This is a genomic window from Alteromonas portus (assembly GCF_005117025.1).
Lineage (GTDB): Bacteria > Pseudomonadota > Gammaproteobacteria > Enterobacterales > Alteromonadaceae > Alteromonas > Alteromonas portus.
On record NZ_SWCO01000005.1, the window covers coordinates 140,114 to 164,945 of the forward strand.

General features: G+C 42.9%; 17 protein-coding genes and 1 tRNA gene. 12 read left to right on the forward strand and 6 right to left on the reverse strand.

Annotation, left to right across the window (positions count from 1 at the left end; translation table 11 throughout):
* Positions 1-302 precede the first annotated feature (302 nt).
* Entirely contained in the window at positions 303-2,051 is a 1,749-nt protein-coding gene (locus E5672_RS08585) for an alpha-amylase family glycosyl hydrolase (protein WP_136781820.1), read from the forward strand.
* A gap of 176 nt (positions 2,052-2,227) precedes the next feature.
* Here E5672_RS08585 and E5672_RS08590 read toward each other — a convergent pair whose 3' ends face one another.
* The gene (locus E5672_RS08590; RefSeq protein WP_136781821.1) at positions 2,228-3,400 is read right to left on the reverse strand and encodes an AI-2E family transporter; all 1,173 of its coding nucleotides are present in this window, start codon (positions 3,398-3,400) and stop codon (positions 2,228-2,230) included.
* 286 nt (positions 3,401-3,686) lie between these two features.
* On the opposite strand from E5672_RS08590, the gene E5672_RS08595 reads away from it, so the two are divergent.
* The gene (locus E5672_RS08595) at positions 3,687-4,775 is read left to right on the forward strand and encodes a Gfo/Idh/MocA family protein (protein WP_136781822.1); all 1,089 of its coding nucleotides are present in this window, start codon (positions 3,687-3,689) and stop codon (positions 4,773-4,775) included.
* A gap of 127 nt (positions 4,776-4,902) precedes the next feature.
* Here E5672_RS08595 and E5672_RS08600 read toward each other — a convergent pair whose 3' ends face one another.
* The 3 genes from E5672_RS08600 to E5672_RS08610 all read right to left on the reverse strand — a co-directional run bounded on the left by E5672_RS08600 (position 4,903) and on the right by E5672_RS08610 (position 7,406).
* The gene (locus E5672_RS08600) at positions 4,903-5,976 is read right to left on the reverse strand and encodes an ADP-ribosylglycohydrolase family protein (protein ID WP_136781823.1); all 1,074 of its coding nucleotides are present in this window, start codon (positions 5,974-5,976) and stop codon (positions 4,903-4,905) included.
* Between the two features lie 90 nt (positions 5,977-6,066).
* Positions 6,067-6,855 carry a lipase family protein gene (locus E5672_RS08605; protein WP_136781824.1) on the reverse strand — a complete coding sequence of 263 codons (789 nt, stop codon included), beginning with the start codon at positions 6,853-6,855 and terminating at the stop codon, positions 6,067-6,069.
* Positions 6,856-7,049: 194 nt separating this feature from the next.
* Positions 7,050-7,406 carry a RidA family protein gene (locus E5672_RS08610; RefSeq protein ID WP_136781825.1) on the reverse strand — a complete coding sequence of 119 codons (357 nt, stop codon included), beginning with the start codon at positions 7,404-7,406 and terminating at the stop codon, positions 7,050-7,052.
* 222 nt (positions 7,407-7,628) lie between these two features.
* Between E5672_RS08610 and E5672_RS08615 the strand changes: the two genes are divergently transcribed.
* The 8 genes from E5672_RS08615 (at position 7,629) to E5672_RS08660 (ending at position 19,543) form a co-directional block, all read left to right on the forward strand.
* Positions 7,629-7,856 (forward strand): type II toxin-antitoxin system Phd/YefM family antitoxin, encoded by a 228-nt coding sequence (locus E5672_RS08615; protein ID WP_136781826.1) that lies wholly within the window; start codon positions 7,629-7,631, stop codon positions 7,854-7,856.
* 1,074 nt (positions 7,857-8,930) lie between these two features.
* Entirely contained in the window at positions 8,931-9,752 is an 822-nt protein-coding gene (locus tag E5672_RS08625; RefSeq protein ID WP_161569384.1) for a DeoR/GlpR family DNA-binding transcription regulator, read from the forward strand.
* Between the two features lie 40 nt (positions 9,753-9,792).
* A complete protein-coding gene (locus tag E5672_RS08630) occupies positions 9,793-10,734 on the forward strand; it encodes a tagatose kinase (protein WP_136781828.1) in 942 nt (313 codons plus the stop codon).
* Between the two features lie 780 nt (positions 10,735-11,514).
* A complete protein-coding gene (locus E5672_RS08635; protein WP_136781829.1) occupies positions 11,515-13,284 on the forward strand; it encodes a purine-cytosine permease family protein in 1,770 nt (589 codons plus the stop codon).
* A gap of 775 nt (positions 13,285-14,059) precedes the next feature.
* Positions 14,060-15,016 carry a sugar kinase gene (locus E5672_RS08640; RefSeq protein ID WP_136781830.1) on the forward strand — a complete coding sequence of 319 codons (957 nt, stop codon included), beginning with the start codon at positions 14,060-14,062 and terminating at the stop codon, positions 15,014-15,016.
* Positions 15,006-16,292, forward strand: a complete 1,287-nt coding sequence (locus E5672_RS08645; RefSeq protein ID WP_136781831.1) for a D-tagatose-bisphosphate aldolase, class II, non-catalytic subunit — start codon at positions 15,006-15,008, stop codon at positions 16,290-16,292. Before E5672_RS08640 ends, E5672_RS08645 begins: the two co-directional genes overlap by 11 nt.
* Positions 16,293-16,325: 33 nt before the next feature.
* Complete coding sequence (locus tag E5672_RS08650; protein WP_136781832.1) at positions 16,326-17,087, forward strand: GolD/DthD family dehydrogenase; 762 nt, start codon at positions 16,326-16,328, stop codon at positions 17,085-17,087.
* Positions 17,088-18,310: 1,223 nt separating this feature from the next.
* The gene (locus E5672_RS08660; RefSeq protein WP_136781833.1) at positions 18,311-19,543 is read left to right on the forward strand and encodes an IS110 family RNA-guided transposase; all 1,233 of its coding nucleotides are present in this window, start codon (positions 18,311-18,313) and stop codon (positions 19,541-19,543) included.
* Positions 19,544-20,086: 543 nt separating this feature from the next.
* Here the strand turns inward: E5672_RS08660 and E5672_RS08665 are convergent.
* Together E5672_RS08665 and E5672_RS08670 are read right to left on the reverse strand one after the other, a co-directional pair.
* Positions 20,087-20,173: transfer RNA gene (locus E5672_RS08665), tRNA-Leu, on the reverse strand.
* Between the two features lie 180 nt (positions 20,174-20,353).
* Positions 20,354-22,663, reverse strand: coding sequence for a TonB-dependent receptor (locus E5672_RS08670; RefSeq protein ID WP_136781834.1), 2,310 nt, complete (start codon positions 22,661-22,663; stop codon positions 20,354-20,356).
* A 318-nt stretch (positions 22,664-22,981) separates the two neighbouring features.
* Between E5672_RS08670 and E5672_RS08675 the strand changes: the two genes are divergently transcribed.
* Together E5672_RS08675 and E5672_RS08680 are read left to right on the forward strand one after the other, a co-directional pair.
* Positions 22,982-23,857, forward strand: a complete 876-nt coding sequence (locus tag E5672_RS08675; RefSeq protein ID WP_136781835.1) for a cyclase family protein — start codon at positions 22,982-22,984, stop codon at positions 23,855-23,857.
* A gap of 59 nt (positions 23,858-23,916) precedes the next feature.
* On the forward strand, positions 23,917-24,828 hold the full coding sequence (locus E5672_RS08680) for a 3-hydroxyacyl-CoA dehydrogenase family protein (RefSeq protein ID WP_136781836.1): 912 nt from the start codon (positions 23,917-23,919) through the stop codon (positions 24,826-24,828).
* Positions 24,829-24,832 lie beyond the last annotated feature (4 nt).

Below are 24,832 nucleotides of genomic sequence, written 5' to 3' on the forward strand. Positions count from 1 at the left end.
GTGAACTCGTAAGGGGTGGCTAGCTAGCGGAGGTACAACTCTTCTTATTGATATTACATTTACCCAGATGCAGTCAGTACCTAACTTACTCATCACCAATTTTACCAAGCAATGTGTAAAAACTACGCAAAATTAAACGGCACAGGGTGACGCAGCATTAGTAACTCTTGAGTTATAAGGGCTCAGCCACACTTGTTATTGGCATTTGAGTTGCACATCCAACGGACTCTATTTGAGTCGTCGCTACTTTCGCGATGCAATCCTCTTTTTTATTCAACCCTTCGCGTTGGAGCGCTAATAAAATGTGTGAAAATCCAATAGGTCCAGGTGTAGTAAAAACACAAAATGGATATCGTTTTTCCGTGTGGGCGCCTAATGCAAAAAGCGTCTCACTTACCGGAGATTTCAATGACTGGAATCGCCCAGGCATCAGTATGCGGAGACAGGACAACGGTGTGTGGTGTTGTGAAACCGATGATGCCAAAGGTGGTCATGAATACAAGTATGAAATAACTAATGCTCAGGGTGATTGCGTATTGAAGAACGACCCTAGGGCGAGGTTAATGACCAATAGTGTTGGTAATAGCGTTATTTATGATGATTGCTTCAAGTGGGAAGTAGAAGACTTTAAGCCTGTTCCTATTCATCAACGAATTATCTATGAGCTTCATATTGGCACCTTTCACCGTAAAAATGGCGAGCAGGGTACGTTCGACACGGCGATAGAGAAGTTAGATAGCTTAGCGTCACTGGGTATAAACATGATTGAGCTTATGCCGGTGAACGAATTTGCAGGTGATATTAGTTGGGGATATAACCCAGCCTGCCCGTTTGCTGTTGAAGAAGCTTATGGTGGCCCAGATGGTCTTAAGCGTTTTATCGACGCTGCTCACAAGCTGGGAATCGGTGTGATAATGGATGTTGTCTACAACCACTTTGGTCCTAGTGACTTGGATATTTGGCAATTTGATGGCTGGAGCGAGAACGACAAGGGCGGAATTTATTTCTATAACGATGAGCGTTCTAGTACCCCTTGGGGTGACACCCGCCCTGACTATGGCCGTCAAGAGGTGCGAGATTATATTACCGACAATGCCATGATGTGGCTTCAAGAGTTCAAAGCAGATGGTTTGCGTATGGACATGGTGCCTTTCATGCGTACCATCTCTGGTGCAGATTCAGGAGAGGATGATATTCCAGAAGCTTATGAACTCATTAAGGGAATAAATGGGCGTATTCAACAAGCATGCGCTGAAAAAATGACAATTGCTGAAGACTTACATCAGCACGACTACATTACAAATCTTGTAGACGAAGGTGGTTGTGGTTACACGGCGCAATGGGACGCTGCATTTGTACACCCGGTACGTGAAGTGCTCACTCAATCGAACGATGAAAACGTCAATCTTGATGTACTTGTTAGCGCCCTATGCAAACAATATAGCGGCAACGCCTTTTCGAGAGTAGTCTATACAGAATCTCACGATGAAGTGGCGAATGGTAAAGCCCGCTTGGTGGAAGAAATTGCGCCTGGGAATGTAGATGACGATTATTTTGCGCGTCAAAAAGGCATGTTAGCAGCCACGCTGGTGCTTACAAGCGCTGGTATTCCTATGCTATTTCAGGGACAGGAGTTCAAAGAGACTGGCTGGTTTAACGATACAAAAGACTTAGATTGGTCGCGCCAAGAAAGCTTCGGCGAGTATTTGAAAGCTATCTCGCGTTTAGTTCAACTACGAAAAGGCGAGAGCAAAGCTACGTCGGGTTTGACGGGCTCTCGCACAGACATTGTTCATTGCGATAATGAGAATAAAGTACTGGGCTATCGCCGCTCTAATGGTATTGAGAATGAATCAGTTTGGATTTATCTTCATGTTGCTAACGACGAATTAGATAACTACCAGTTATCTAATCTACCTGCAGAGCCTTACAGTTTGTTTGCTTGGGCTGATGGAGTAAGCACACAATCCATCGAAATCAACAATGGTAATGTGAAACTACCTCCTTTTGGCATTTTTATATTAACCGAACGTAGCAACAAAGACTCTTGATTGCGAAAGGGATGTAGTCAATATTGTTTTGATTGATAGCTTTTTTTCAAATAGCTTTTATCACCTACTATAAAAGGCCTATGTAACGTTTTTACATGTTTTTATTAGGCCTTTTTTACAACGACCCCTTTTTTTCATAGCAATGGAAGTCAAATTTTTAGCTAGATAAAAAGGTGTTACTTCGACTCAATAAGCCTTATCCAGTGGTTAAACACCCCTAAGTTTGCCAGTATTATTTTCACACACATTAGGATAGGTACAGCAAGCAGCACACCAATTACGCCCCACAACCAACCTGTTATTGCTATCCAAATTATAATAATGAGTGGGTTAAGCTGCATACTTCGTCCTAAAACAGCCGGTGTGATCAACTGAGACTCGGTGATATTTAAAATAAGAAAGACCCCCGCGGGTAAAAATAGACTACTTGTAAGCCCAAACTGAACGAGCCCCACAACAAGAAGTACAACGCAGCTTGCAACGCCACCTAAATAGGGTACGAAGTTCATTAAAGCGACTAGTGCCCCCCACAATAAGGCATCTTCGATACCAAAGTAATGAAATGCGCCTGCAGTAGCCAGCCCTAAACAAGTATTTATAATACTAATCGTTACTATGTATGAAGAGAGTTCTCGTTGAATTTGATCGACTAACACTAATGCTCGTCTTTTATCCGTAACCACGGGGAAGTCTCTAATGAAAACATGAAACAGGTTAGGACCAAAAACTAACAAGAAAAAAATTAATACTACACAGCCCAGAATTTGCGCTAATAAAAACGGCGCGCTGCTGAAAAGCGTTAAACCCATATCAATGCCGGTCTGCTTAATTTTGTCTGTTACTGAATTTGTTTTATCAGACTGAGTCACTGGCGTATCGGGTTCATCCTTGTCGCCAAACCAATCAAAAATCGAAGACTCTCTTTCTTCGGGCTCGGTCTCGGGAGGAGGTGGAGGGGTAGTAAAGGCGTCAATACTGCTACTAATTTCTTCTATTTCTTCTGTTATTTCGGCAGCTATTTTAGGAAGGGAGTGTAGCCAACGTTCAGCAGGCTCAGCGAGCTGTACTGACAACAAAGTAAAAGGGGCTACCAACAGTACTATTAGAGCGCCAGCCGAAATTGTCCGTGGCACATATACCTTTCTAGCGATGGCGACAAGTGGGCTTAACAGTAAGGCTATAAAAGCTGAAAAGAACAGTGGAATTAGAAGTGATTTCGCTAAATACATGGTGTAAATAAAAGCGAAGATTACTAAGGTGTTAAGCAATTTAGTTTGCTTGGCTATTTTAGGGTAAGCGCCAGTTAAATTCTTTTTTTGTTTTTCATTGATAGAGCCAGCGTTATCCATGTCTTAGCCTTTGGTGAGAAGCGTTTTTCACGCATATGTTGGTGTGGTTTCGGTATAAATATTACGAAAATTTCATGTTTAAAGTTCAGTGCTAAGTATTACGAAACGAAAGAGTAAACTCCAACAGATAAGGTTTTAAAACAGTAGCTAAGAACTCATAACCTCTTAAATATATAGTCGCAACCATGAGCTTTCTTATCCTTCTTAGTCATCTTTGTGTGATCTGTATAGACAAGTAAAGCACTATTAAAAGCATACATGGATTATTGTCTTATGGAGAGGGCTAATGCCTCGTATTACTCGTCGTCATTTTCTTCAAATAGCGGGTTCGGGTTTACTCGTTGCTCACAGCCCTTTTTTACTTGCTCAGCCTGCTAAAAAGAAACTAGGCGTAGCCTTGCTTGGTTTGGGCAATTACAGCACAAATTTATTAGCGCCTGCGCTACAGCACACTGAGTATTGTGAGCTGCGAGGCATCATCACAGGTAGCGAAGAAAAAATTCCCAAGTGGCAAAGAAAGTACGGCATAAAAGACGCCAACGTATATACATACGGTTCTATGGCTGAGATTGCTGATAATGATGATATTGACGTTATCTATGTTGTAACGCCCACAGGTACGCACAAACACTTTGCTGTGCAGGCTGCAAATACTGGAAAGCACGTTTGGTGTGAAAAGCCAATGGCGATGGATAGTGAGGAGTGCCAAGCTATCATCGACGCCTGTAATAAAAATGGTGTGACTTTGTCTATCGGCTATCGCATGCAGCACGAACCTAATACCCGCGCATTTCATCAGTATCTAAAAACGAAACCTTATGGGAATATAACGGCAGTATCAAGCTTTGCGGGTTATGCCGGGCAGGGTAGGGCGGCAGACAACTGGCGCATGAAAAAGCATATGGGAGGCGGTGCCCTTTATGACATGGGCGTTTATGCAATAAACAGCGCGCGCTTCCTAACTGGGCGAGAGCCTTTGTCTGTTACCGGTAGCCATCCTCCACAGCGCTTCCCAAACAAGTTCACCGAGGTTGATGAAACTACTTTATTTACCATGGACTTTGGTGACGGGCTGGTGGCCGATTGCGGCACTAGCGTAGTAAAAGGGTTTAATTATTTCAAAGCGGACTGTGAAGACGGTTGGTATCAGTTAAAACCTATGCAGAGCTACAACGGTGTAACGGGGACAACTTCTGACGGGAAAACACTGCAACCTATTGACGGAATGCAGCAAACGCTTCAAATGGATAACGACGCTTTAGCCATATTAACGGGTCGCCCGCCTATGGTAAGCGGTAGCGAAGGGCTTGCTGATATTGAGATTGTTAACGCCATATTTGAAGCGGCGAAAACGGGTCAAACAGTTAGGCTGTAAGGTTTTGCCACAAAGTTAACTAGGCTGAAGCGAATATCGTTAGTTAGTAGCTTACAAAGCGCTAAGTTAGGCATTCGCTTCGCCCTGAAAGTACACAGCTTTAAACTTCAATACTTCCGTATTCTAATTATTCCTCGGCTAGAGAATCGATTAGCGAGTTTAGCTTTTTCGCATCAGTTAATTCACTAAACCATGGGGTTATCTCTGCTCCGTGTATTAAACCTAGTATGGCCCCTAAAACAAAACCGCGATGCACGTTGTCACCGCCCACATTAGTGTTTGCTATAAGCGCTCTTTTCGGATTATCTGCATAGCGGTATGCGAAATACAAAACAGCGGGCCACGCGTCTGAAATATAACACGCTGGCGAATACATGCGCCCTACAACTTCAATATCGCTTTTGTTCTTTGCCTTAAGCTCAGCCAAGTCCACCCCTGCTGACTTACTCGCAATCTCTTCTAGAATATCCTTGGGTGATTCATCTTGGCGGTGAACCAATTTGTATATCAGCCCTACATAGTAATTACAGACTGAAGCTAAGGACTCATCGGGATGAGTTAAATACAAATGTTCACGGCACAGGTGTTTGATATCGCTAAGCGCGGTATTTTTAGCAGCTTCTACTATCGCTAGAGGGGTTACTGATACAAATGCGCCTATTGAGGCTGTATCGTGGGTAACCGCTCCACATTTTTCTGCCGGAATGCCCTGTACGAGATTTGCGAAAAAACCTCTGTGATAAGACTCGGCATAGGTGTCTGGATGACTAGGCTCGTCAGCGCGCATAAAGCTAATATATTGGTTTAAAAACTCGTTTGCATCATAGCTTTTAAGGGCACATGTTAGAACGATACGAGCACAGTGGGCATTAAGCGTATTTTCACCTGCTTTCATTCCCTGATGGTAATGAACGTTGTCTTTACCCCAGTACTGTCTTTTTCCTTTTAGAATGACCTCACCCACTATCTCTTTTTGGCTAGCTGATGCTTTGTTTGCCCGTCCACCTTTTTGCGTGGAGTGTAGCGACATTATTGAAGAGGGATGAAAGGATGGCGCATCCTCAAATTGTTCTATTCCTAATGGGAATGCTTTATAGATATCAGCTGGGTTGTAAAACCAGTGCACTGGCATAGCGAGTGCGTCGCCGACAAATGCGTTTTTAAGTGCTGCTCTTGCGCGTTCTATGATTAATGAAGCCATCTTTCCTCTCGCCTGCCAACTAACTCATTTGGATGGGTATGCGTGTATTAACTCATTTAATTTACGCTCAAATGGCTAAAAATGATCGATTTAATGCTCGTCAAACAATGACTTGTTGCGGATATATTTCCGCATGTAGTGGTAGGTAATAGGGCGCAACAACCAGCTTTTAAGAGACATTAAAAATCGCCTGTGGGTAGGCGTGTTTTCATAAATTTTATCATCATGCAGCCACAGCATTTTACCCACATGCCAGAAGTAAAAAGGGAAGGGAGGCATAAAGGTAATAACGTCTAGGTCGCAGCAAATGCGATACGTTCGATGGTTTAACAAGTAATGCTTGTACCAAGAGCGGGTGCCAACAGCAGGTTGCCCAAAGGTAACCACTCTTTTTACTGACTTAGGGAACCGTCTTTCGAAATAATCGGCCATGAGCACGGCGACCGCGCCACCGGATGAGTGACCGATAAATGAAAACCGTTTGCCTTGTGCACGAAGTGGCTCTAATACTTTTACGAGTAGTTCTCTGAGCGGTAAGGCGTCATCAGAGGTTTTTGTACTTGAGTACATTGGCTGCGCAAGCAATCGGGCAAACCCCCAGTGGACAAAGAAATTTCTATTTAATTGGTGCAATTTATAGGGTATGAAAAACAGGTTGGCAAACCAATCTTTGAAGCCTAACGAACCGCGAAAAACGATGATGACTTCTTTTTTGTTCTCAACCCACAATATCCTTACGCTCATTCTACCGTATTTATCGACAAGATGACGTTCATGAAAAGGATCTAGTATTTTTTCGTATTGCGCGTCGGCGTCGGGGTAGGCGAGTTGACAGAGGATGGCATATCGTTCGTATTGATAGCGTTTCAATTTCTTCATGAAAACTCATATCGGAGCAATGTGCATTTTGAAATAGTGCTTTTGACGGCACTTTCAGAGAACCTTATACGCTATAGGATATTTATTTCAGAGATATGACGGCGAGAAATATTTGAATAAATTTAGAATGGTTGGCTCTATGTGTGGGCATACCGATAATCATAGAGCCTAAAATCAGTTCTTAATTTCTATGCTTAGTCTACAATCTCAGCTGCAACAACAGAGATTTCTACAAGCAGTGCCTCGCGTGCCATATCGGCAGTAACACAAGCTCGCGCTGGAGCATAACCCTCTGGTACCCAGTTATCCCATACCTCATTCATTTTCGCAAAATCATCCATGGTTTTAAGGTAAATGGTCGCTGAAAGCATATGCTTTCTATCGCTTCCCGCTTGAACAAGTAAGCTATCCACTTTATCAAGCATGGTTTGAGTTTGGTGGGTAATATCTTGCGTGGCATCTGCACATACTTGCCCGCATAAGTAGATAACGCCATTGTGCTTCACAATGCGACTCATGCGCTGCTTGGTTTCCATTCGTTCAATGTTCATCAATTAAAGCCTTTTTGGGAATTTAGGGGGGAATGTTGAGCGACTTTAATTGGTTTGGTGGGGGACTTCAATTGTTAGGCAGTACCAAATGAAGTATTGATTAAATAAATGTTCCGGTATGGGTACATCATGAAAATATTGCAATCCACTAGGAAGTCTATCCGTTTCATTCCTCGTCTATCGGACTATAATAAGTCTATATTTAGACCAATAGAGATTGTCATGAAAACTCAAACTGTATCTTACATTAAGGAACATGCGAATCATCTGGAATTGGATAATCCCATTTTGGTCACGCAAAATGGCAAGCCAAAGTATGTTATTCAGGATGCGAATGACTACGAAGAACAGCAAAAAACTATAACATTATTAAAACTCATAAACTTGTCAGAACGCAGTGCGCGACAGAACGGGCTATTTGATCTGGATGAAGCATTTGACGACGATTGAATATAGCATAAAAATGACACCGGTTTTTAAACTTTGCTTGAAAAACTGGATGCCTTTTTAACCAGAAAATTTAATCACAATGTTGCAAACGAGGCCAAGCGAGCTATCAAATCAAAAGTTAAGTCTCAACTCTATGGAAATCCGTATTCTGCGCCTCATAGCGACAGGCTCCTGGAATTAGGGTTAACCGAATACAGGCAGCTTCTTGTCGATAGTCATAATGTGGTGCTTTACCGAGTTGAAGAGTCTACAAAGACAGTCATTCTTCTTCTAGTTTTTGATTCTAGACAAGATCTGAAAAAGCTTTTGTTTAAAGTTAATTTACTCGTCTGATTTACCCCAAATTAATAGAACAGGATAAATACTGATCCCCCGGTTATGGGGTAGAGCCGCTTTTGTCAGGTAGGTTATCTTTCTTTTAGACACAAAAAAAACGACTCTCGCCGGTTTCAGTATCTACTTCTACAAAGAAGAGATGGTACCAGTGGGCGGGCTTTGATTGGACCGACACTCGGCCGACACGCTTGCGTGGCGATTTACTGAGCTTCAGATACAAAAAAACCAACTGAAAAGTTGGTTTAATGTTTGGTACCAGTGGGCGGACTTGAACCGCCACGCTATCGCTAGCAACGGAATTTGAAAAGATACTGCATTCTTTTGTATTTAAAAATCAATAAGTTAAAGCATGTTGAAAAACTTTGCAAATTCTTTGCATGGATGGGGTGTTTCAATAGTCATGAGTTAGCTCAGAATCCAACTGGACATCAGCAGAGGAAGTGACTGTCCTATTTGCTGTCTTCTTCAAATAATGCTATCTCGAAAAATTGTCATTAACTTAAAGTATCAAGACGTTTACCTTCAGGCCCATACTTCATCACCTTGACCCTTCGGGGCCTTGGCGTTAGTATTTCGCGGTTGTAAGTATTTATTTTCGAATAGTTCGAATTTTACATTCAAGCTATACATCAAAAGCAGGGCAAAGAAGTGCCGCGCTAAACAAACCTATGTTTTTGTAAACGTTTAATTATGTAAAGTTAGCAGTGCCGTTCTGGCCGATTGTTGAGGGAGATTAGTTTGGTCAGATCGACTGGAAATAGTTCACTGAAGCGCCGATTACAAATTTTAGATGTAATTCGCCAACAAACCGAAGTGAAAGTAGAGGCCTTAAGTCAGCAATTCTCGGTTTCTACGGTCACCATTCGTGGCGACCTCAACTATTTAGAAGAGCAGGGGTTTATAGTGCGCTCGTTTGGTAGCGCGAAATATAATCCTAACTCAAGCTCGTCCCAATCTTACCCAGTTGAAGCAACCTCGTCGTCTACAGTAAGTAAGGCTGATGAGACGTTTATAGCGCAGCTGGCCGCCAATAGCGCCGAAAGTGGCGATACGCTTTTTTTAGGCGCGAGTGAATTAACACATAAAATGGTGCCTTTTTTGGCGCTTCACGAAAGCTTGTCACTCATTGTAAATACCTATGAAATAGTTCCCACTGTGCAGCAATTTATTAACTGCGACCTACAAATATTGGGTGGTGCGGTGATTGATGACTGCACTGCGTTGGTAGGCCCTATTGCTGAACAAGCGGTGCGTCTGCAGTTAGTGAACAAGTGCTTCATTGAGTTTATGGGCGTAAACGAAGAGGGCTATCTTACCGTTAAAAATGCGGCTATGGCGCGGTTATATCGCGATGTTGTCAGTCATGCAGAAAAAAATATCGGCTTAATCTCACGTGTAGGTTTCTCTGCATGCGAAGGGTATCCTGTCTGTCGCTTAAGCGAACTGAGTACGCTCATTGTTAATTGCGATCTGGGGGATGAAGAGCTTGCGCTACTTCAGCAAGCAGATATGTCAAATACCAGCACTCAGGGTAGTTATAATATATATAGTGGCGGTTAACTATTATGCGTACCTTAGGCAGTATAATAATGGAGTGTAAATGAACAAAATTGTGACCATGGGCGAGATTTTAGTGGAAATTATGACGACAGAAGTCGGTCAAAGTTTTCGACAGCCGGGCGCATTAGCAGGCCCTTACCCTAGCGGTGCTCCGGCTATTTTTATTGACCAAGTAGCGAAGCTAAATCAACCTTGTGGCATTATCAGCAGCGTAGGTGACGACGACTTTGGTGCGCTTAATATGTTTCGGCTAAGTAACGATGGCGTCGATATCAGTGGTATTAGCGTTAACAAAAAAATTGCAACGGGTACGGCATTTGTTACTTATCAAAAAAATGGCTCACGCGACTTTATTTTCAACTATACGAATAGCGCATGTGCACACTTTTCGCTAACCCCTTCGGCAAAGTTGTTACTTAAAAATTGTACACACTTCCATGTTATGGGGTCGTCTTTATTTTCGTTCCGTATTATTGACGAAATGAAAAAAGCGATTGAAATAGTGAAAAATAACGGTGGTTCTATTTCTTTCGACCCTAATATCCGTAAAGAAATGCTAAAAATTCCTGAAATGCGTCAGGCGCTTAATTTCATTTTAGAGTATACAGATATATTTTTACCAAGTGGTGCCGATATCTCTATGCTGACCAGCTCTAATAAAGAAAATGAAGCAATTGAGGAAATCCTTGATCTTGGCGTGCGCGAAATTGCGATTAAGCGTGGTCGTAACGGCGGCAGCTTCTATAACCGCAGTGAGCTAATATCACTTCCCCCTTTTGCCAGTGATGAGGTAGACCCTACAGGCGCTGGCGACTGTTTTGGCGCAGCTTTTGTGGTATGCCGTCTTAAGGGAATGTCACCAGAAGATTCACTACGATATGCGAATGCCGCAGGTGCGTTAGCGGTGGCACGAAAAGGCCCTATGGAAGGCACCTCTACCTTTTCCGAGCTTGATACTTTTATTGAGCGCTGCGCCAAATAAGCAACGGCAGCCATACACGGCCCAGTGACTAACCCTCACTGGGCTTTCTCGCTAAGTAATTGAAAAAGCTTAAGTATGGCTTGATTTCCCCTTACATCCCGAGCGGTAACAAACAGGCAAATGTATAAAGTGTGCTCACCACGTCTTTTTTACTGCCTCTGCTTAGGCTCACCATTATCCTGCTGCCTATTTACTATCTCTTCGCTACTTCCTTACAACGTCACTGCGTGAAAATAATTAACCTATTAACCGCTGTAGACTCAAGCATATCTTGCTTTATTAACCTTTCGAGTGAAGGTTTTTGTTTACAAAGTCTTCGAAATTTCTTTACGTACCTCAACCGCAGCGTTACTATTAACAAATGAAAGCTTTTTTCTTTCGATGCTTTCGATTTGATGTGGGGGTTAAACCGAGTATTGCACTTATTATCGTGCGTTAAGCATAAGTAAAGCTTCACGTATGTTTTTTAAGTTAATGCTTTTATCGTTTTTTATTTACGCACTCGCTAATGGTTTATTTAGTAGACGATTACTTTTGAGCGCTAGCAGAAAATGTTCACCATGTTATTCGAAAGTGAATTACCTGGTTAAAAAGTATCGAAGTAGCATCAATATTATCTTATTTGAGCGTTATTTATACACAAGTAGCTATTGTAAAAACTATTTTTGTGAGTTGTGTCTCGACGCCACTCGACCATGAATAATGCAAAAGTAGGGAGCGATGAACAATTTAGTGTGACGAAGTTATAAGCAGACAATATCTGTAATAGTAGGAAAATCCATGACGATAAATACACATAGATTAGACAATGTGAATGAGGAGCAACTTCCCGTTGCTAACCACAAACTGCACGGTTGGAAACACTTTGCTGGCCTATTTGCTGGTGAGCATGTAGCGGCAACCGAATTTGTGATTGGTGCAACCTTCGTGGCGCTGGGCGCATCTACCATCGATATTTTACTAGGATTACTCATTGGTAATTTTCTAGCGATGTGTTCATGGTGGTTGATTACCACTCCCATTGCGGTAGAAACACGTTTAAGTATATACAACTACCTTAATAAGATTGCTGGTAATTCGATGACCAAGCTCTATAACTGGGCTAATGTGGTTATATTTAGTGTGATATCCGCTGCAATGATCACTGTATCGGCAACAGCGGTGAGGTTTTTGTTTAACATTCCGGCGCAGCTAGATTGGTATCCAAATAGTTTATCGTTTGTAGCAATTGTTTTAGCGGTTGGCTCAATTGTTGTGTTTGTTGCTATGTATGGCTTTTCCACTGTGGCAGACTTTTCTAAAATCTGTGCGCCCTGGCTATTTGTTATCTTTTTAGCCGGCTCATTTGTTTTATTTCCTGAACTCTCTAACTATGTATTGGGCACCACTGCTTTAAATAGTTTTGGTGACTTTATAGCAATAGGAGACGCCTCCATATGGACCGGCACTAATGCACAGGGAGAGCCAGGTATTGGTTTATTAGAAGTTATTGGTTTTGCGTGGGCAGCAAACTCTATTACCCACTTTGGCTTAATTGATATGGCAATATTTAGGTTTGCTAAACGTAAACGGTACGGTTTATTTTCAGGTGTGGGCATGTTTTTTGGTCATTACTTAGCGTGGATCGCTGCAGGAGTTATGGGAGCTGGTGTAGCGGTGTTACTAAAAACCACAATATCATCTCTTGATCCTGGCGATGTTGCTTATCACGCATTAGGCTGGACGGGCTTTGTGGTTGTTATCATCGCAGGTTGGACTACGGCAAACGCAAATCTTTACCGCGCTGGTCTTGCTGCACAATCTATTTTTGTGGCGCAGTCTCGCGAACGTACTACCGCTATTGTTGGTGTTGTTACCGTAATTATTGCTTGTTTCCCGTTTGTATTTTCTCAAATGTTGCCACTACTTACCTACGCAGGTTTATTGGTCGTGCCCGTTGGCGGTATCGTATTTGCTGAGCATGTTTTATTTCCTAAAATTGGTTTAACCCGCTATTGGGCTAAATATAAAAACATTACTCGCAGCGTTCCAGCTATTGCATCGTGGGTGCTGGCGCTAGTGTTTGGCGTTAGTCTGAATATCATTGATGTAATGTCATTTTACTATTTATTTATACCGACTTGGTTGTTCACTATTGTCGTTTACACCTTACTGGCTAAAAAATATGGCGCAGGTGAGAACTACAGTAAAGAAATTGAGGCTGAGGAAAAAGAACTGCAAAACATAAAAGCTTACCAAGCAGAACAGGCGAAAAACGTGCAGCCCCCCCTAGAAGATAGCTCACTATTTACGAAAGTATTGAACGGCTGTTCTACTATTTCGTTACTTATAATTTTTGCCTTTGCCAGCCAAGTGATGTTTTTTAGTGACAGCATGAGCATCTACTCCATGCATAAATCTCAGTTTGAAATAGCATGCTTTATTTGTACGGTTATTTACTTTGTGACGGCATATTGGTCGCTACAACGCCATAAAACCCTCAATAAAGCGGAGCAACCTGCTACGCGCTGGAGTAGTCGCAGTCAATCAATGGCTGAACACAGTGCCTAAGTGAATAGGGCTTGGCCACATACGCGCGTATTGATAATACGTTGAGTTAGCAACGCTAACTGCCACTTGTATAGTGGTATAGGAAGTAATCTTCTATCAGCAGTGACCCAGCCCTAGGATAAGTTATGCGGCCATAATGTTAATTATGGCCTGCTTATTTACACTATGAATCCGCAATTAAGCACCCGTAAATAATCAGCCCTTATACACGCCGTCTTCGCCGTATCCTCGCCTACCGGGGGATGGCAAGCTAACAACCCGCATCTTAAACCTCTTATTTTCGCTTAGCGGATATTACCGCTCGCAACGATCATTGTTTACCTTTACTTTCGTTAGAATATTTTTTTTTACGAAATCTTCGAAATAACTTTACGAACAGTAAATCCAAGGTTACCATCAAAAAATGAAATAAATGGCTTTCGAAAGTTTCGATTTTATTGTGATTTTAAATCTAGATTTTGCCGCGCTTTAAGCAGGCGATATACAGATTTAACCATATCGTCCACTTTTTAAATGCCTAACAATGGCGGGTTGTCACGATATTTCGTACTAGGCACGTTTTCAGGCTAGCTAAGTAGTCAGCGTTAATTTTTTGAATGCTTAAGATAAGCTTTAAAGAAAAAATCGAAAGTAAGTGATTTCGTTAAACGCTATCAAAGGTAAAACAAAGCCGATTAAAAGTAGCAATTCTGTTTAATAAAAAGCGGGATTGCTTATGTAATTAAACGGTTGTCCTAGTGCTAATAGAGGACGACAAGCATCAATGAGTTGAGCGATGACTGACATTTTATGTATGGGCGAACTACTCGCTGAAATTATGGCAGAAGATATTGGCCAATCCTTTACCGAGCCGGGTGTATTTCTTGGGCCTTATCCAAGTGGCGCTCCAGCAATATTCGCGGATCAAGCGGCTAAAATAGGGGCTTCCGTGGCCTTTATTGGTTGTGCTGGAAATGATGGTTTTGGCGAGCTTATCTTAAACCGGCTTCGCAGTGATGGTGTGGATGTAAGTGGTATTAGCCGTTCGGACGAATTACCAACAGGCACTGCTTTTGTTACTTATCAAAAAGACGGAAACCGAGAGTTTATCTTTAACATTAGTAACAGTGCAGCAGCGCTTATTAACGAAGACTCCGTTGACCCTGCCCTTGCCAGCAATTGCCGTTATTTTCATGTAATGGGCTCATCGCTTGGCAACGCGGGTTCAATTGCAGCGGTTAAGCGCGCATTAGCGTTGGTTAAGCAAAGTGGCGGAAAAGTATCGTTTGACCCGAATATTCGCCCAGAAATCATGGTATCGCCGGTGATTCAAGAAGCCACTCAGCTAATTTTAGAGGCGTGCGACATTTTGCTCCCCAGCGAAATAGACCTGCATTATTTTTGTGGTGATGTACCAGAAAGCGACGCTGTTGAAACCCTACTAAACAAATATTCCATGGACATGGTGGTGGTAAAAAATGCCGCTGAAGGCTGCGTTTACTACGATCGAACACGTTCGATAAAAATGCCCTCATTCAAGGTAACCGAGGTCGACCCAACAGGGGCGGGTGATTGCTTTGGCGGAACCCTTATTGCCTGCTTAGCACAAGAGATTGAAATAGAGCGCGCATTAAAATTGGCAAACGCTGCAGGCGCGCTGGCCGTGACACAACGTGGTCCTATGGAAGGTAACTCGACAGTAAACGAGCTAGATCACTTTATACTATCAGTGGAGAAAAAACATGAATGCTAATTTTCTGAAAGAAACTGTTGAACGAAATAGAGCCGATGGTAGCAGAGGGATTTATTCTGTTTGTTCTGCGCACCGACTTGTTATTGAAGCGTCTATGCAGCAAGCTAAAACTGATGGCTCACCCTTGCTCGTAGAGGCAACGTGTAATCAAGTAAATCATGAAGGCGGTTACACCGGTATGACGCCTAGTGACTTCTGTCAGTATGTGCTAGATATTGCAAAGGAAGTAGGTTTTTCTGAAGATGATCTTATTTTGGGAGGCGACCATTTAGGGCCAAACCCATGGACATCGTTACCTGCCGCAGAAGCTATGGAAGCAGCAAAAACAATGGTGGCAGATTATGTAGCCGCTGGCTTTTCTAAAATACACTTAGATGCGAGCATGGCGTGCGCAGATGATGTAGCTCCACTTTCGGATGAAGTAATCGCCGAGCGCGCGACCATTTTATGTGCCGCCGCCGAAGCCGCGATTGACGACTCGAAAGTGCCCCCTATGTATATTATTGGTACCGAGGTACCTGTGCCCGGCGGTGCCCAAGAAGACTTACATGAGCTTGCCACCACCAATATTGATGACTTGAAACAAACCATAAACACCCACAAAGAAAAGTTTAACCAAAGCGGTTTGCAAAGTGCATGGGAGAGAGTCATCGGGGTAGTGGTTCAGCCTGGTGTTGAGTTTGACCATGCTATGGTCATTGGATATCAGCCTGAAAAAGCACAGGAATTAAGCAAAACCATATTAGACATTGAAAACCTGGTTTATGAGGCGCACTCTACCGATTATCAAACTGAAACAGCGTTAAGTAATCTGGTTCGCGATCATTTTGCCATTCTAAAAGTTGGCCCAGGGTTAACCTACGCGGCGCGCGAGGCGTTGTTTGCGTTAAGCTATATTGAACAAGAGTGGATCACCAATAAACCACTTTCAAACTTACGCCAAGTACTTGAACAGCAAATGCTGGAAAACCCGAAAAACTGGGCTAAATATTACACAGGTACCGAGCAAGAGCAGGCTTTTGCGCGCAAATACAGCTTTAGCGATAGGTCGCGTTACTACTGGGCAGACCCTAAAGTTGATGAAAGCGTACAAACGCTTATTAACAACCTTACAGAGCAACCTGCACCTATGACGTTGTTGAGTCAATTTATGCCACTTCAATATGCGGCATTTCGTGCAGGGACCCTAAACAACGATCCGCTTTCTTTAGCCAGACACTGGATTCAAGAAGTGGTATCAACCTACGCCCGTGCTAGCGGCCTTGCAAAAAAATAGCGCGTATAAAACTAATTAAGAGGAAGATAAAAAATGTCATTTTCGTTTGATAAAGCCTACAACCTTGAAGGGCAAGTTGCTCTTATCACAGGCGGCGCATCAGGTATTGGTAAATGTATAGCTGAGCTTTTTGCTGAGCGTGGCGCGACACTTATTTTGGTGGATAAAAGCGAAGCCGTTCATGAAACAGCACGTTCACTTGGTGAGAACAACCTGGCGTGGGTAGCTGATGTCGCTGATGAAGCATCTGCGCAGCAAATCGTTGCTGACTCGGTGCAAAAGCTTGGACGTATTGATATTCTTGTAAACAATGCTGGTATTGGCCCCCTTGCTAAATCTGAAGAGACGCCAGCAGATCTCTGGGATATCACTATGGCTGTGAACTTACGAGGTCCATTCTTATATGCCCGTGAAGTGGGTAAACAAATGCTGAGACAAAAGAGTGGGCGTATTGTTAACCTTGCTTCTCAGGCGGCATTGGTGGCACTTGATGGTCACTTAGCTTACTGCGCAAGTAAAGCTGGTGTACTAGGCATGACCCGCGTGATGGCAATGGAGTGGGGCCCTGAAGGTATTACTGTTAATGCTATTTCTCCTACGGTTGTAGAGACTGAGTTAGGCGCGGGTGGTTACTGGTCTGGCGAAACAGGTGCAAACTTTAAAGCGAAAGTACCGGCGCGTCGTTTTGCTCAACCAGAAGAAATTGCGCATTCAGCCTTGTATCTTGTTAGCGGCGCAGCTGGCATGGTCAATGGTGAAAATTTAGTAGTAGATGGCGGTTATACTGCAACCTAATAGAGCACAAAATTTAGTGTCATTGAGTTAAAGAGTTATTTAAGGTGGATTGCTTTATCGTGGGCATCTACCTTTTTTATGAGAGTGTAGTAACCGTTATTTGTATTAGTTTAACAAATAGAAACATGCATTGGCGGTATAACTGTGCGATATACCATCTCGCTCCGCGCGATTCAAATTCAATTTAGAACGATGTTGGGCTGATATTCAGTCTCTGTCTTTAGTTCGCCATAGCAAATATGAATCAGCTTTCTCATTGCAGCTCCCAGAGCCTGACTTTGCTGACTGACCACTTTGCCGACATAGAAGAACTGACCTGGGCTGACATTGAGATGACACGCTAAGACCACCAAGTCATCTTCAAAATCAAAATCCGAAAGGGCAAGACGACAAAGCATACCGGTACAAGAACGGTCGTGTGTAAAGACGATATCGTCTATCCGCTTATGGAGCTGAGAGATCGCTTTCCAAAACGAAAGCACAATGACGAACTGTTCAGGCTTGCTGAGGGAAGCACTACAAAAGAATTGGGACGGACGTTCATCGCTGCACTTGATGAATGTGAGTTAAGAAGTAGCTCTGACGGCCAGAGATCGCTTTATTCGTTAAGACATACCTACATAACATGGCAATTGCTTAGCCGTTATCTTCGGATTGATGTACTTGCTAGGCAATGTGGGACTAGCACCGCAATGATCGAGCAACACTATAGCCATGTTGTGCCAAGTATGTTTGAAGAAGAACTATCTGGCGTCACATATTGATAATCAGGCCGCTCAGAAGAAAAGTAAACGCGCCTTAGCACGTGAGCAAAAGACTAAAGATGTCCTACTCAAACGCTTTGCAGAATGGGAAGCGGAATATAGAAAGCGAGGCTGTATTTAAGTGACTGATGCGGATAAACGTAATGACTTACATTTGATCATTCACATGTACAGAAAAATCGCGGCCTAGCCGGACCACTACTACACGGAATCCGGGCGGCAGTTCAAGACAAGCTATAGTCACTCGCATCCTATAAACGATAATGTAGTTTTTAGGATATGTGCTCGGTTCATACGAATCTCAGACAACAACACCCGATGTTTACCGCTTTTTTTTCGATGTTCTGAGTGCGCTTAGTCTTAAACAAATACTCAGGGGTTGCTTTAAGAATAGCCGCTATATTTTCTTCGAAAGACTGAGCTGACATATCCAACACGTTAACTGTTGGGAGAGTAACTATGTCTAGAACAAATGATTTTAGCGTTCTTATTGGATTAGATTGGGCTTCGTCCAAGCATGATGTTTGCATCCAGTATGCTGATGGTACAAGGGAGTTAGCTGTTGTAAAACACTCGGCTGAAGCTATTGAACAGTGGATTACGGAGCTGCATCAACAGCACCCAGGACAAATTGCTATTGCGCTTGAGCTGTCAAAAGGGCCAATCGTCTATGCCTTACAAAAGTATTCTTTTGTCACCTTATTCCCAATTAATCCGACGATGCTGTGCCGATATCGTAGAGCGTTATCACCGAGTGGAGCTAAGGATGATCCAACTGACGCGTCAATCGCACTTGAGTTGTTAGTTCGCTATCCAGATAAAATAACTCCACTTAAAATGGCTGACGATAAAATCAGAAAACTAGCCTTTTTGGTGGAGGAACGTCGTCGATTAGTGGATGAAAAGAAACGGTATGTAAATCGGCTTATCAATGCGCTTAAGCAATATTACCCGCAACCTCTGGAGTGGTTCACGCATAGAGATTCGCAGTTATTCGTCGAATTCATTACTCGATGGCCGTCGCTGGATAGAATTAAACGCGCAAAACCCGACACAATCTCTCGCTTCCTTACCTCTCGCGGTAGTTTTGCCAAATTAGTATCACCTCGTTTAGAGGCGATAAAAAGTGCGACACCGTTGACTTACGATAGTGTTGTCATCGAATCAAACAAACTGCTTGCGATAACACTGGCTAATCAGATACTTCCCATTATCACAGCGATTAAAACATTCGATCAAGAAATAGAAGCCATCTACCATGAAATGCCAGACGCCGCATTGTATGAATCTTTACCTGGTGTTGGAAAATGTCTTGGTCCGAGATTATTGGTTGCATTTGGAGAAGACAGAAACCGATTTGGAAGCGCTCAAGAAGTACAAAAATATGCAGGCATTGCGCCTGTAACTGAGCGCAGCGGAAAAACCGCTTGGGTCCACTGGCGATGGGGTTGCTCGAAATTTATTCGTCAAACGTTTACTGAATGGTCAGCAAAATCCGTTCTATACTCTTATTGGGCGCAGCTTTACTATGAGCAGCAAAAGAAAAAAGGAAACTCTCATCATCAAGCAGTGCGCTCACTTGCATTCAAATGGATAAGAATTTTATACCGCTGTTGGAAAACTAATACTCCGTACAATGAAACGCAGTATTTGAAGGTTTTAAAGGAAAGGAATTCGCCTTTGCTTGGATAAAAATGGTTGACGAGTGGCTCAGGGCATTAAGCGGACATTTGGCAATGTGATTTCACCGTCAATTTCAAACGTTCAGAAGCACTAAACCTATAGTCAGTCAAAGCTAGACTTTGTATATAAAGTCCAGCCAACTTTACGTTGGCCTTGTCTATTTGTTCAGATTGTCACCTAATAGATAATGAGGCGGAGCATAACACCACTTATCAAGTGCAAAAATTCATGTTGGCACTATTGGGTAAGCGCAGAGTGAAGTTAATTTAAAGGATTTAATTTCATGAGTGAAGATAAAAAGTTAGCAAAAGATTACCTTATATTTAGACAAGGACAGGAGAGCCTTAAAACGCCAGAAAAAAACGAGTCAAAGGTCAATTGATTCAAGCTAAACGCTTTGCAAAAATATATGGATGGTACCAGAGGCCAGACTTTGGTTGGACCGACACTCGGACGGCGCGCTTTAGGCGTGCCGATTCAATTTCTTACAGGCACAAAAAAACCGACTCAAGGTCGGTTTATTGTTTCTCTTTTTATTTATTAAGAAGAGAATGGTACCAGAGGCCGGACTTGAACCGGCACGCTATTTCTAGCAACGGATTTTGAATCCGTCATGTCTACCAATTTCATCACTCTGGCATTTATAAAACATCAACATCGTGCTGATGTGGGGCATTATAGCGATAGTGAGCCGTCATACAACACTTTTTTTAGCTATCTAGCATTGGTTGATTAAAGAATGCCCAAATAAAAAGGGCGGTTGGTTCAACACGCCCATTTATGTGTTTGATGTTTACGTTATCCTTGTAGGTAACGCGGTTAGAACCAGTTATACGCAAATTGTAAGTTAATCATGCGTTGCTGGTTCAGCGTTTCTGCGGTAATGCCTTGATCGCCGGTTGGCGCGCCAAGTATGGCGCCAATGGGGGCGGCAGGTGGGCTGCTGAAATCCGCTGAACGGGCGTTAGTGATATTCTGAATTGACAGTCGTAAGTTCCACACGCCATCGTAGGGTTCAATGCCAATAGAAAAATCGAGCGTAGTAAGGCTATCAGAAGGGTAGGTTTCATTTATTTGGCTTACCATTTCGTCACGATAGCGAAGGGTGCCTGAACTTAGCAATAGCAAATCTTTAAAGCCTAATTCGCTAATATAAGAATAACCTATATTGCCTGTCCATTTTGGTGCCTGCGCTAGGTCTGAACCATCGTCTTTGTGAACACTATCTGCGTATGTTACGGCGGCAGATATACGCCAATCATCGTTAATTTGATAAAGGGAATCTAGTTCAAAACCAGTGGATTCAACATCCACATTTTGGGTTAAAAAGCCTGCGCTTGAGTCGGTGACAAGAAACGAGGTTTCCTGAAAATCGAAAATTTCAGTATAAAATATAGCAGCATTTAGGTTCACGCTTTGATCCAGTAACACCAATTTTGCACCTGCTTCATACGTATGAGCTTCTTCCGATTTCACCCGTGCCCCTCCTTCAGATACATCTAATGAGGGGTCGCCACTAGTGACTTCAGCAGATTCAGCAAAGCCGCCAGTTTTGCTTCCAACGCCATAAGATGCATATAGCGTAGTATCGCGATCGTAGTTATAGCTTAACGAAGCATTGCCGTTTAAAAAGCTGTCTTCAAAGTCTAAATCCGACTCGAAAGGCGGGTTGATGACGGTATTCCATAAGGTTTGTAAGTCACCTTGAATACGATCAAACTCTACATCTTTGCTCTCATCGGTATAGCGTAAACCTACCGCTAAGGTGAGGTCGTCATTAAGATATATATCAGATTGCGCAAACACAGAAAGGGTTTCTGTTTTTTGCTTAAAGTCGTTGCCGAATGAACCATTGAATATTTCACCGCTTATATCTCCAGGGGGGAAATTTGGGGTGTTAAAGAACTGTTCTTCCAAGGAGTCCCAATCACTGTTGAAGTAGAAAAGGCCTGTCATAAAGTCGAAATCATCGCGGCCTTCTGAGGCCAGTCTCAACTCTTGTGAAAATTGCTCGTAGGTTTCAACACGTTTGAAGTATGTGCTGTAGTATTCAACGTCTCCGGTTGTCACATAGGTAACTTCGTCAAACGCACTGCCGAAATCAAAATCATCATAAAAAAGAATGTCATAGTTCGCGGTTGATGTTACCGAAGTAAGCATTAACTCGCCAACTTCTTTTTCAATGGTAAGAGTGAAAGAATCTACCGTGGTGTCGTGGTAACTTTCATTGTATTTACATTCGTCGCACCAAGCATTTTTGGTATTGTCCAATTGTGCTTCGCCAATAATGTCTATAACGTCGTCGGTAAAATAATTACCGTTATCCACATACTGATAGGCGTTACCAATACGTTCACCGGTAGAATGTTGGTACGCACCTGTAATAGTGAGTGTATCCGATGGGGTATAAAGGCCAGTAATACGTAACCCCCGGTCGCTGTCTTCCGGGACATCTCGACCAGTAGCAATATTTTCTACCCAGCCGTCTTGATCCGCAGCGTGCCCAGCTATTCGTAAACTGAAATTGTCGCTTACGGGTAGGTTGATTGCTGCATCTAGATTCCAGCCTCGATTAGCCACTTCGATGCCCCCTTTAAGGCTGGCTTCAAATTCATCTGTAGGCTTGCGGCTCACAATGCTAATTGCACCTAGGCTGGTGTTTTTTCCTAGTAAGGTACTTTGGGTGCCTTTTATCACTTCAATGCGCTCAACATCAAAAAAAGCAGCGGAATACATACGCCCTTTTCCTACAAACATGCCGTCTTGAAACAGTGCAACAGACTGGTCAAAGCTTTGCGTTCTGGCTGGGGTGCCTAAGCCTCTTAGGGTTAGGGCTAAGCCGTCGTCAGGTGCTCGTGAAAACACCATGCCAGGGACTAAGTCGGCAATTTCAAAGAGATCATCTACACCATATTTTTCAATTTCATCGGAAGGAAGAGCGGTAATAGTGGCAGGCACTTCTTGTAAGGTTTGGGTGCGCTTTTGAGAGGTAACTTCTATCACCTCTAACTTAGCATTGTTGTTTTGCTTTTCATCTTCCTGCTCTTGAGAGAACACTGAGTGGGATATTGCAACTGAGCAACTGAGTAATATTGCCTGTGTGAGTTTGCTACATTTAAATTTCGTCATATCAGGTTTCCCCAAGTTCGTTATAGACATTACTTTGCCTCTTTTGTCACCACAATGTGATACACCTGTATTGTTCAATAATTACGCTACAACTCCTCCCTAACCCTGTCAATAGTTCTTATTAAAAATGTTAACAAAAAGTTATTTGCAATTCGTGAGCTGCTAGTGCTGCTCGTTCCAACTTATTTAAATTTTTGTTTTTAATAGTTTTTGTTTATTTGTTCATTCTATTTTGTGTAAAAAAAATGTTATTGACATGTTTTTTTAATGTGCTAGTTTCATATAGCGGTTAACGTGTATCACAATATGGGTAATAAGATGAAGATTAATGATTTAAAACGAGTGCATAAAATTTCGAAGCACGATATGGACAGTATGATTCATGAAGAGAACATAAATAATGACACGGGTTTGGAGTTTTATGACCTTAGTCATGAATGGGGACTAGGGCAGCCTTGCTGGCCATATTTTGAAGATGTAAAGATTGAACGTCTGCATGGTATGTCTAAATCTGGCGTGCTTACTCAGCGTATTACAACGGTGATGCACTCGGGTACACACATAGACGCTCCAGCTCACGTAGTGGAAGGCACGCCTTTTATGGATCAAATGCCATTACCACGCTTTTTTGGCAAAGGTGTTGTGGTGTCTATTCCAAAGAAAAAGTGGGAAGTAATTACGGCGGAAGACTTGGAAAATGCAACTCCGGCTATTCAAGAAGGAGACATTGTTATCATTAATACTGGGTGGCATCACACCTATGCAGATTCTTCTGAGTACTACCATTATGGCCCTGGGCTTTACAAAGAGGCTGGCGAATGGCTAGCGAAGAAAAAAGTAAAAATGGTGGGGATTGATGTGCAAGCACTTGACCATCCATTAGGAACCGCGATTGGCCCACATGGTCCTGGCCCGCTAATTCCTCACTTAGAGCAAGAATACAAAGAGCATACGGGGGGACGAGCCATTATTGATGATTTCCCCGACTGGGAACCTTGCCATCGTGCGCTGTTAGGCAACGGTATATGCGGCATTGAAAATGTCGGTGGTGAATTAGATAAAGTAACAGGTAAGCGTTGTACCATTGCAGCATTTCCTTGGCGCTGGAAAGGCGGTGATGGTTGTATCGTTAGGCTCGTTGCAATGATAGATCGTTCAGGTTCGTTTCGAATTGAAAGCGGCGAAAGCGAGTAAAGCACTGAAAGAGGTTCGGCACTTAAGAACCTCTTGCTAATGTGAATTAGGATTTTATTATGTTCGATTCAACCAAAGTTGCTGTTTTGGGCGCAGGCTTAATGGGGTGTGGCATAGCGCAAGTATTCGCTAGCCATAAGTTGTCAGTGTTTTTATTTGACCCCTTTGAGAGCGCGAGGGAAACCGCATTATCCAAGATAACCAGCGGCATAAAAAGTACGGGTGGAGATATTTCTGCTACCCAATATGTCAATGTAGTTAGCGATATCGAAGCTGCCGTGGCCAATGCCGATGTCATTATTGAAGCCGTTCCTGAGAAGCTTGCCTTAAAACAAGAGGTTTTTCGGCAAATACAGCCGTTTGTTAAATCTACAGCCATCGTTACCAGCAACACGTCGGTCATCCCTATTAAAGATATTTTCGATGGTTTGGATTTTCAAAACCAAGTGGTTGGTACGCACTGGTGGAATCCTCCCTATTTAGTGCCACTAGTAGAAGTGGTGGAAAGTGAAAAAAGTAGTACGAATGTCATTAAAAATATGATGGCGCTGCTCACTTTCGTTGGTAAAAAGCCTGTTCATGTGAAAAAGGATGTGCCTGGGTTTGTAGGTAATCGAATGCAGCACGCCTTGTGGCGCGAAGCAATTGCGCTAGTCAACGACGGCGTTTGTACAGCAGAGGATGTGGATGTGGTGGTGAAGAACAGTTTTGGACTGCGTCTACCTCAACTTGGTCCTATCGAAAATGCCGATCTCATTGGGCTAGATCTTACCCTCGATATACACAATGTCATTCTACAAAGTTTAAACGCGGATAAGTCCCCTTCGCCGGTTCTACAAGACCAAGTGGCTAAAAATAACCTTGGAGTGAAAACGGGGCAGGGGTTTTTATCTTGGAATGAACACCGTATTCAGAAGGTGAGAGATGACCTTAACACTTATCTTTTAAATGTGACCCAGCAGCGAGGATAGAGCA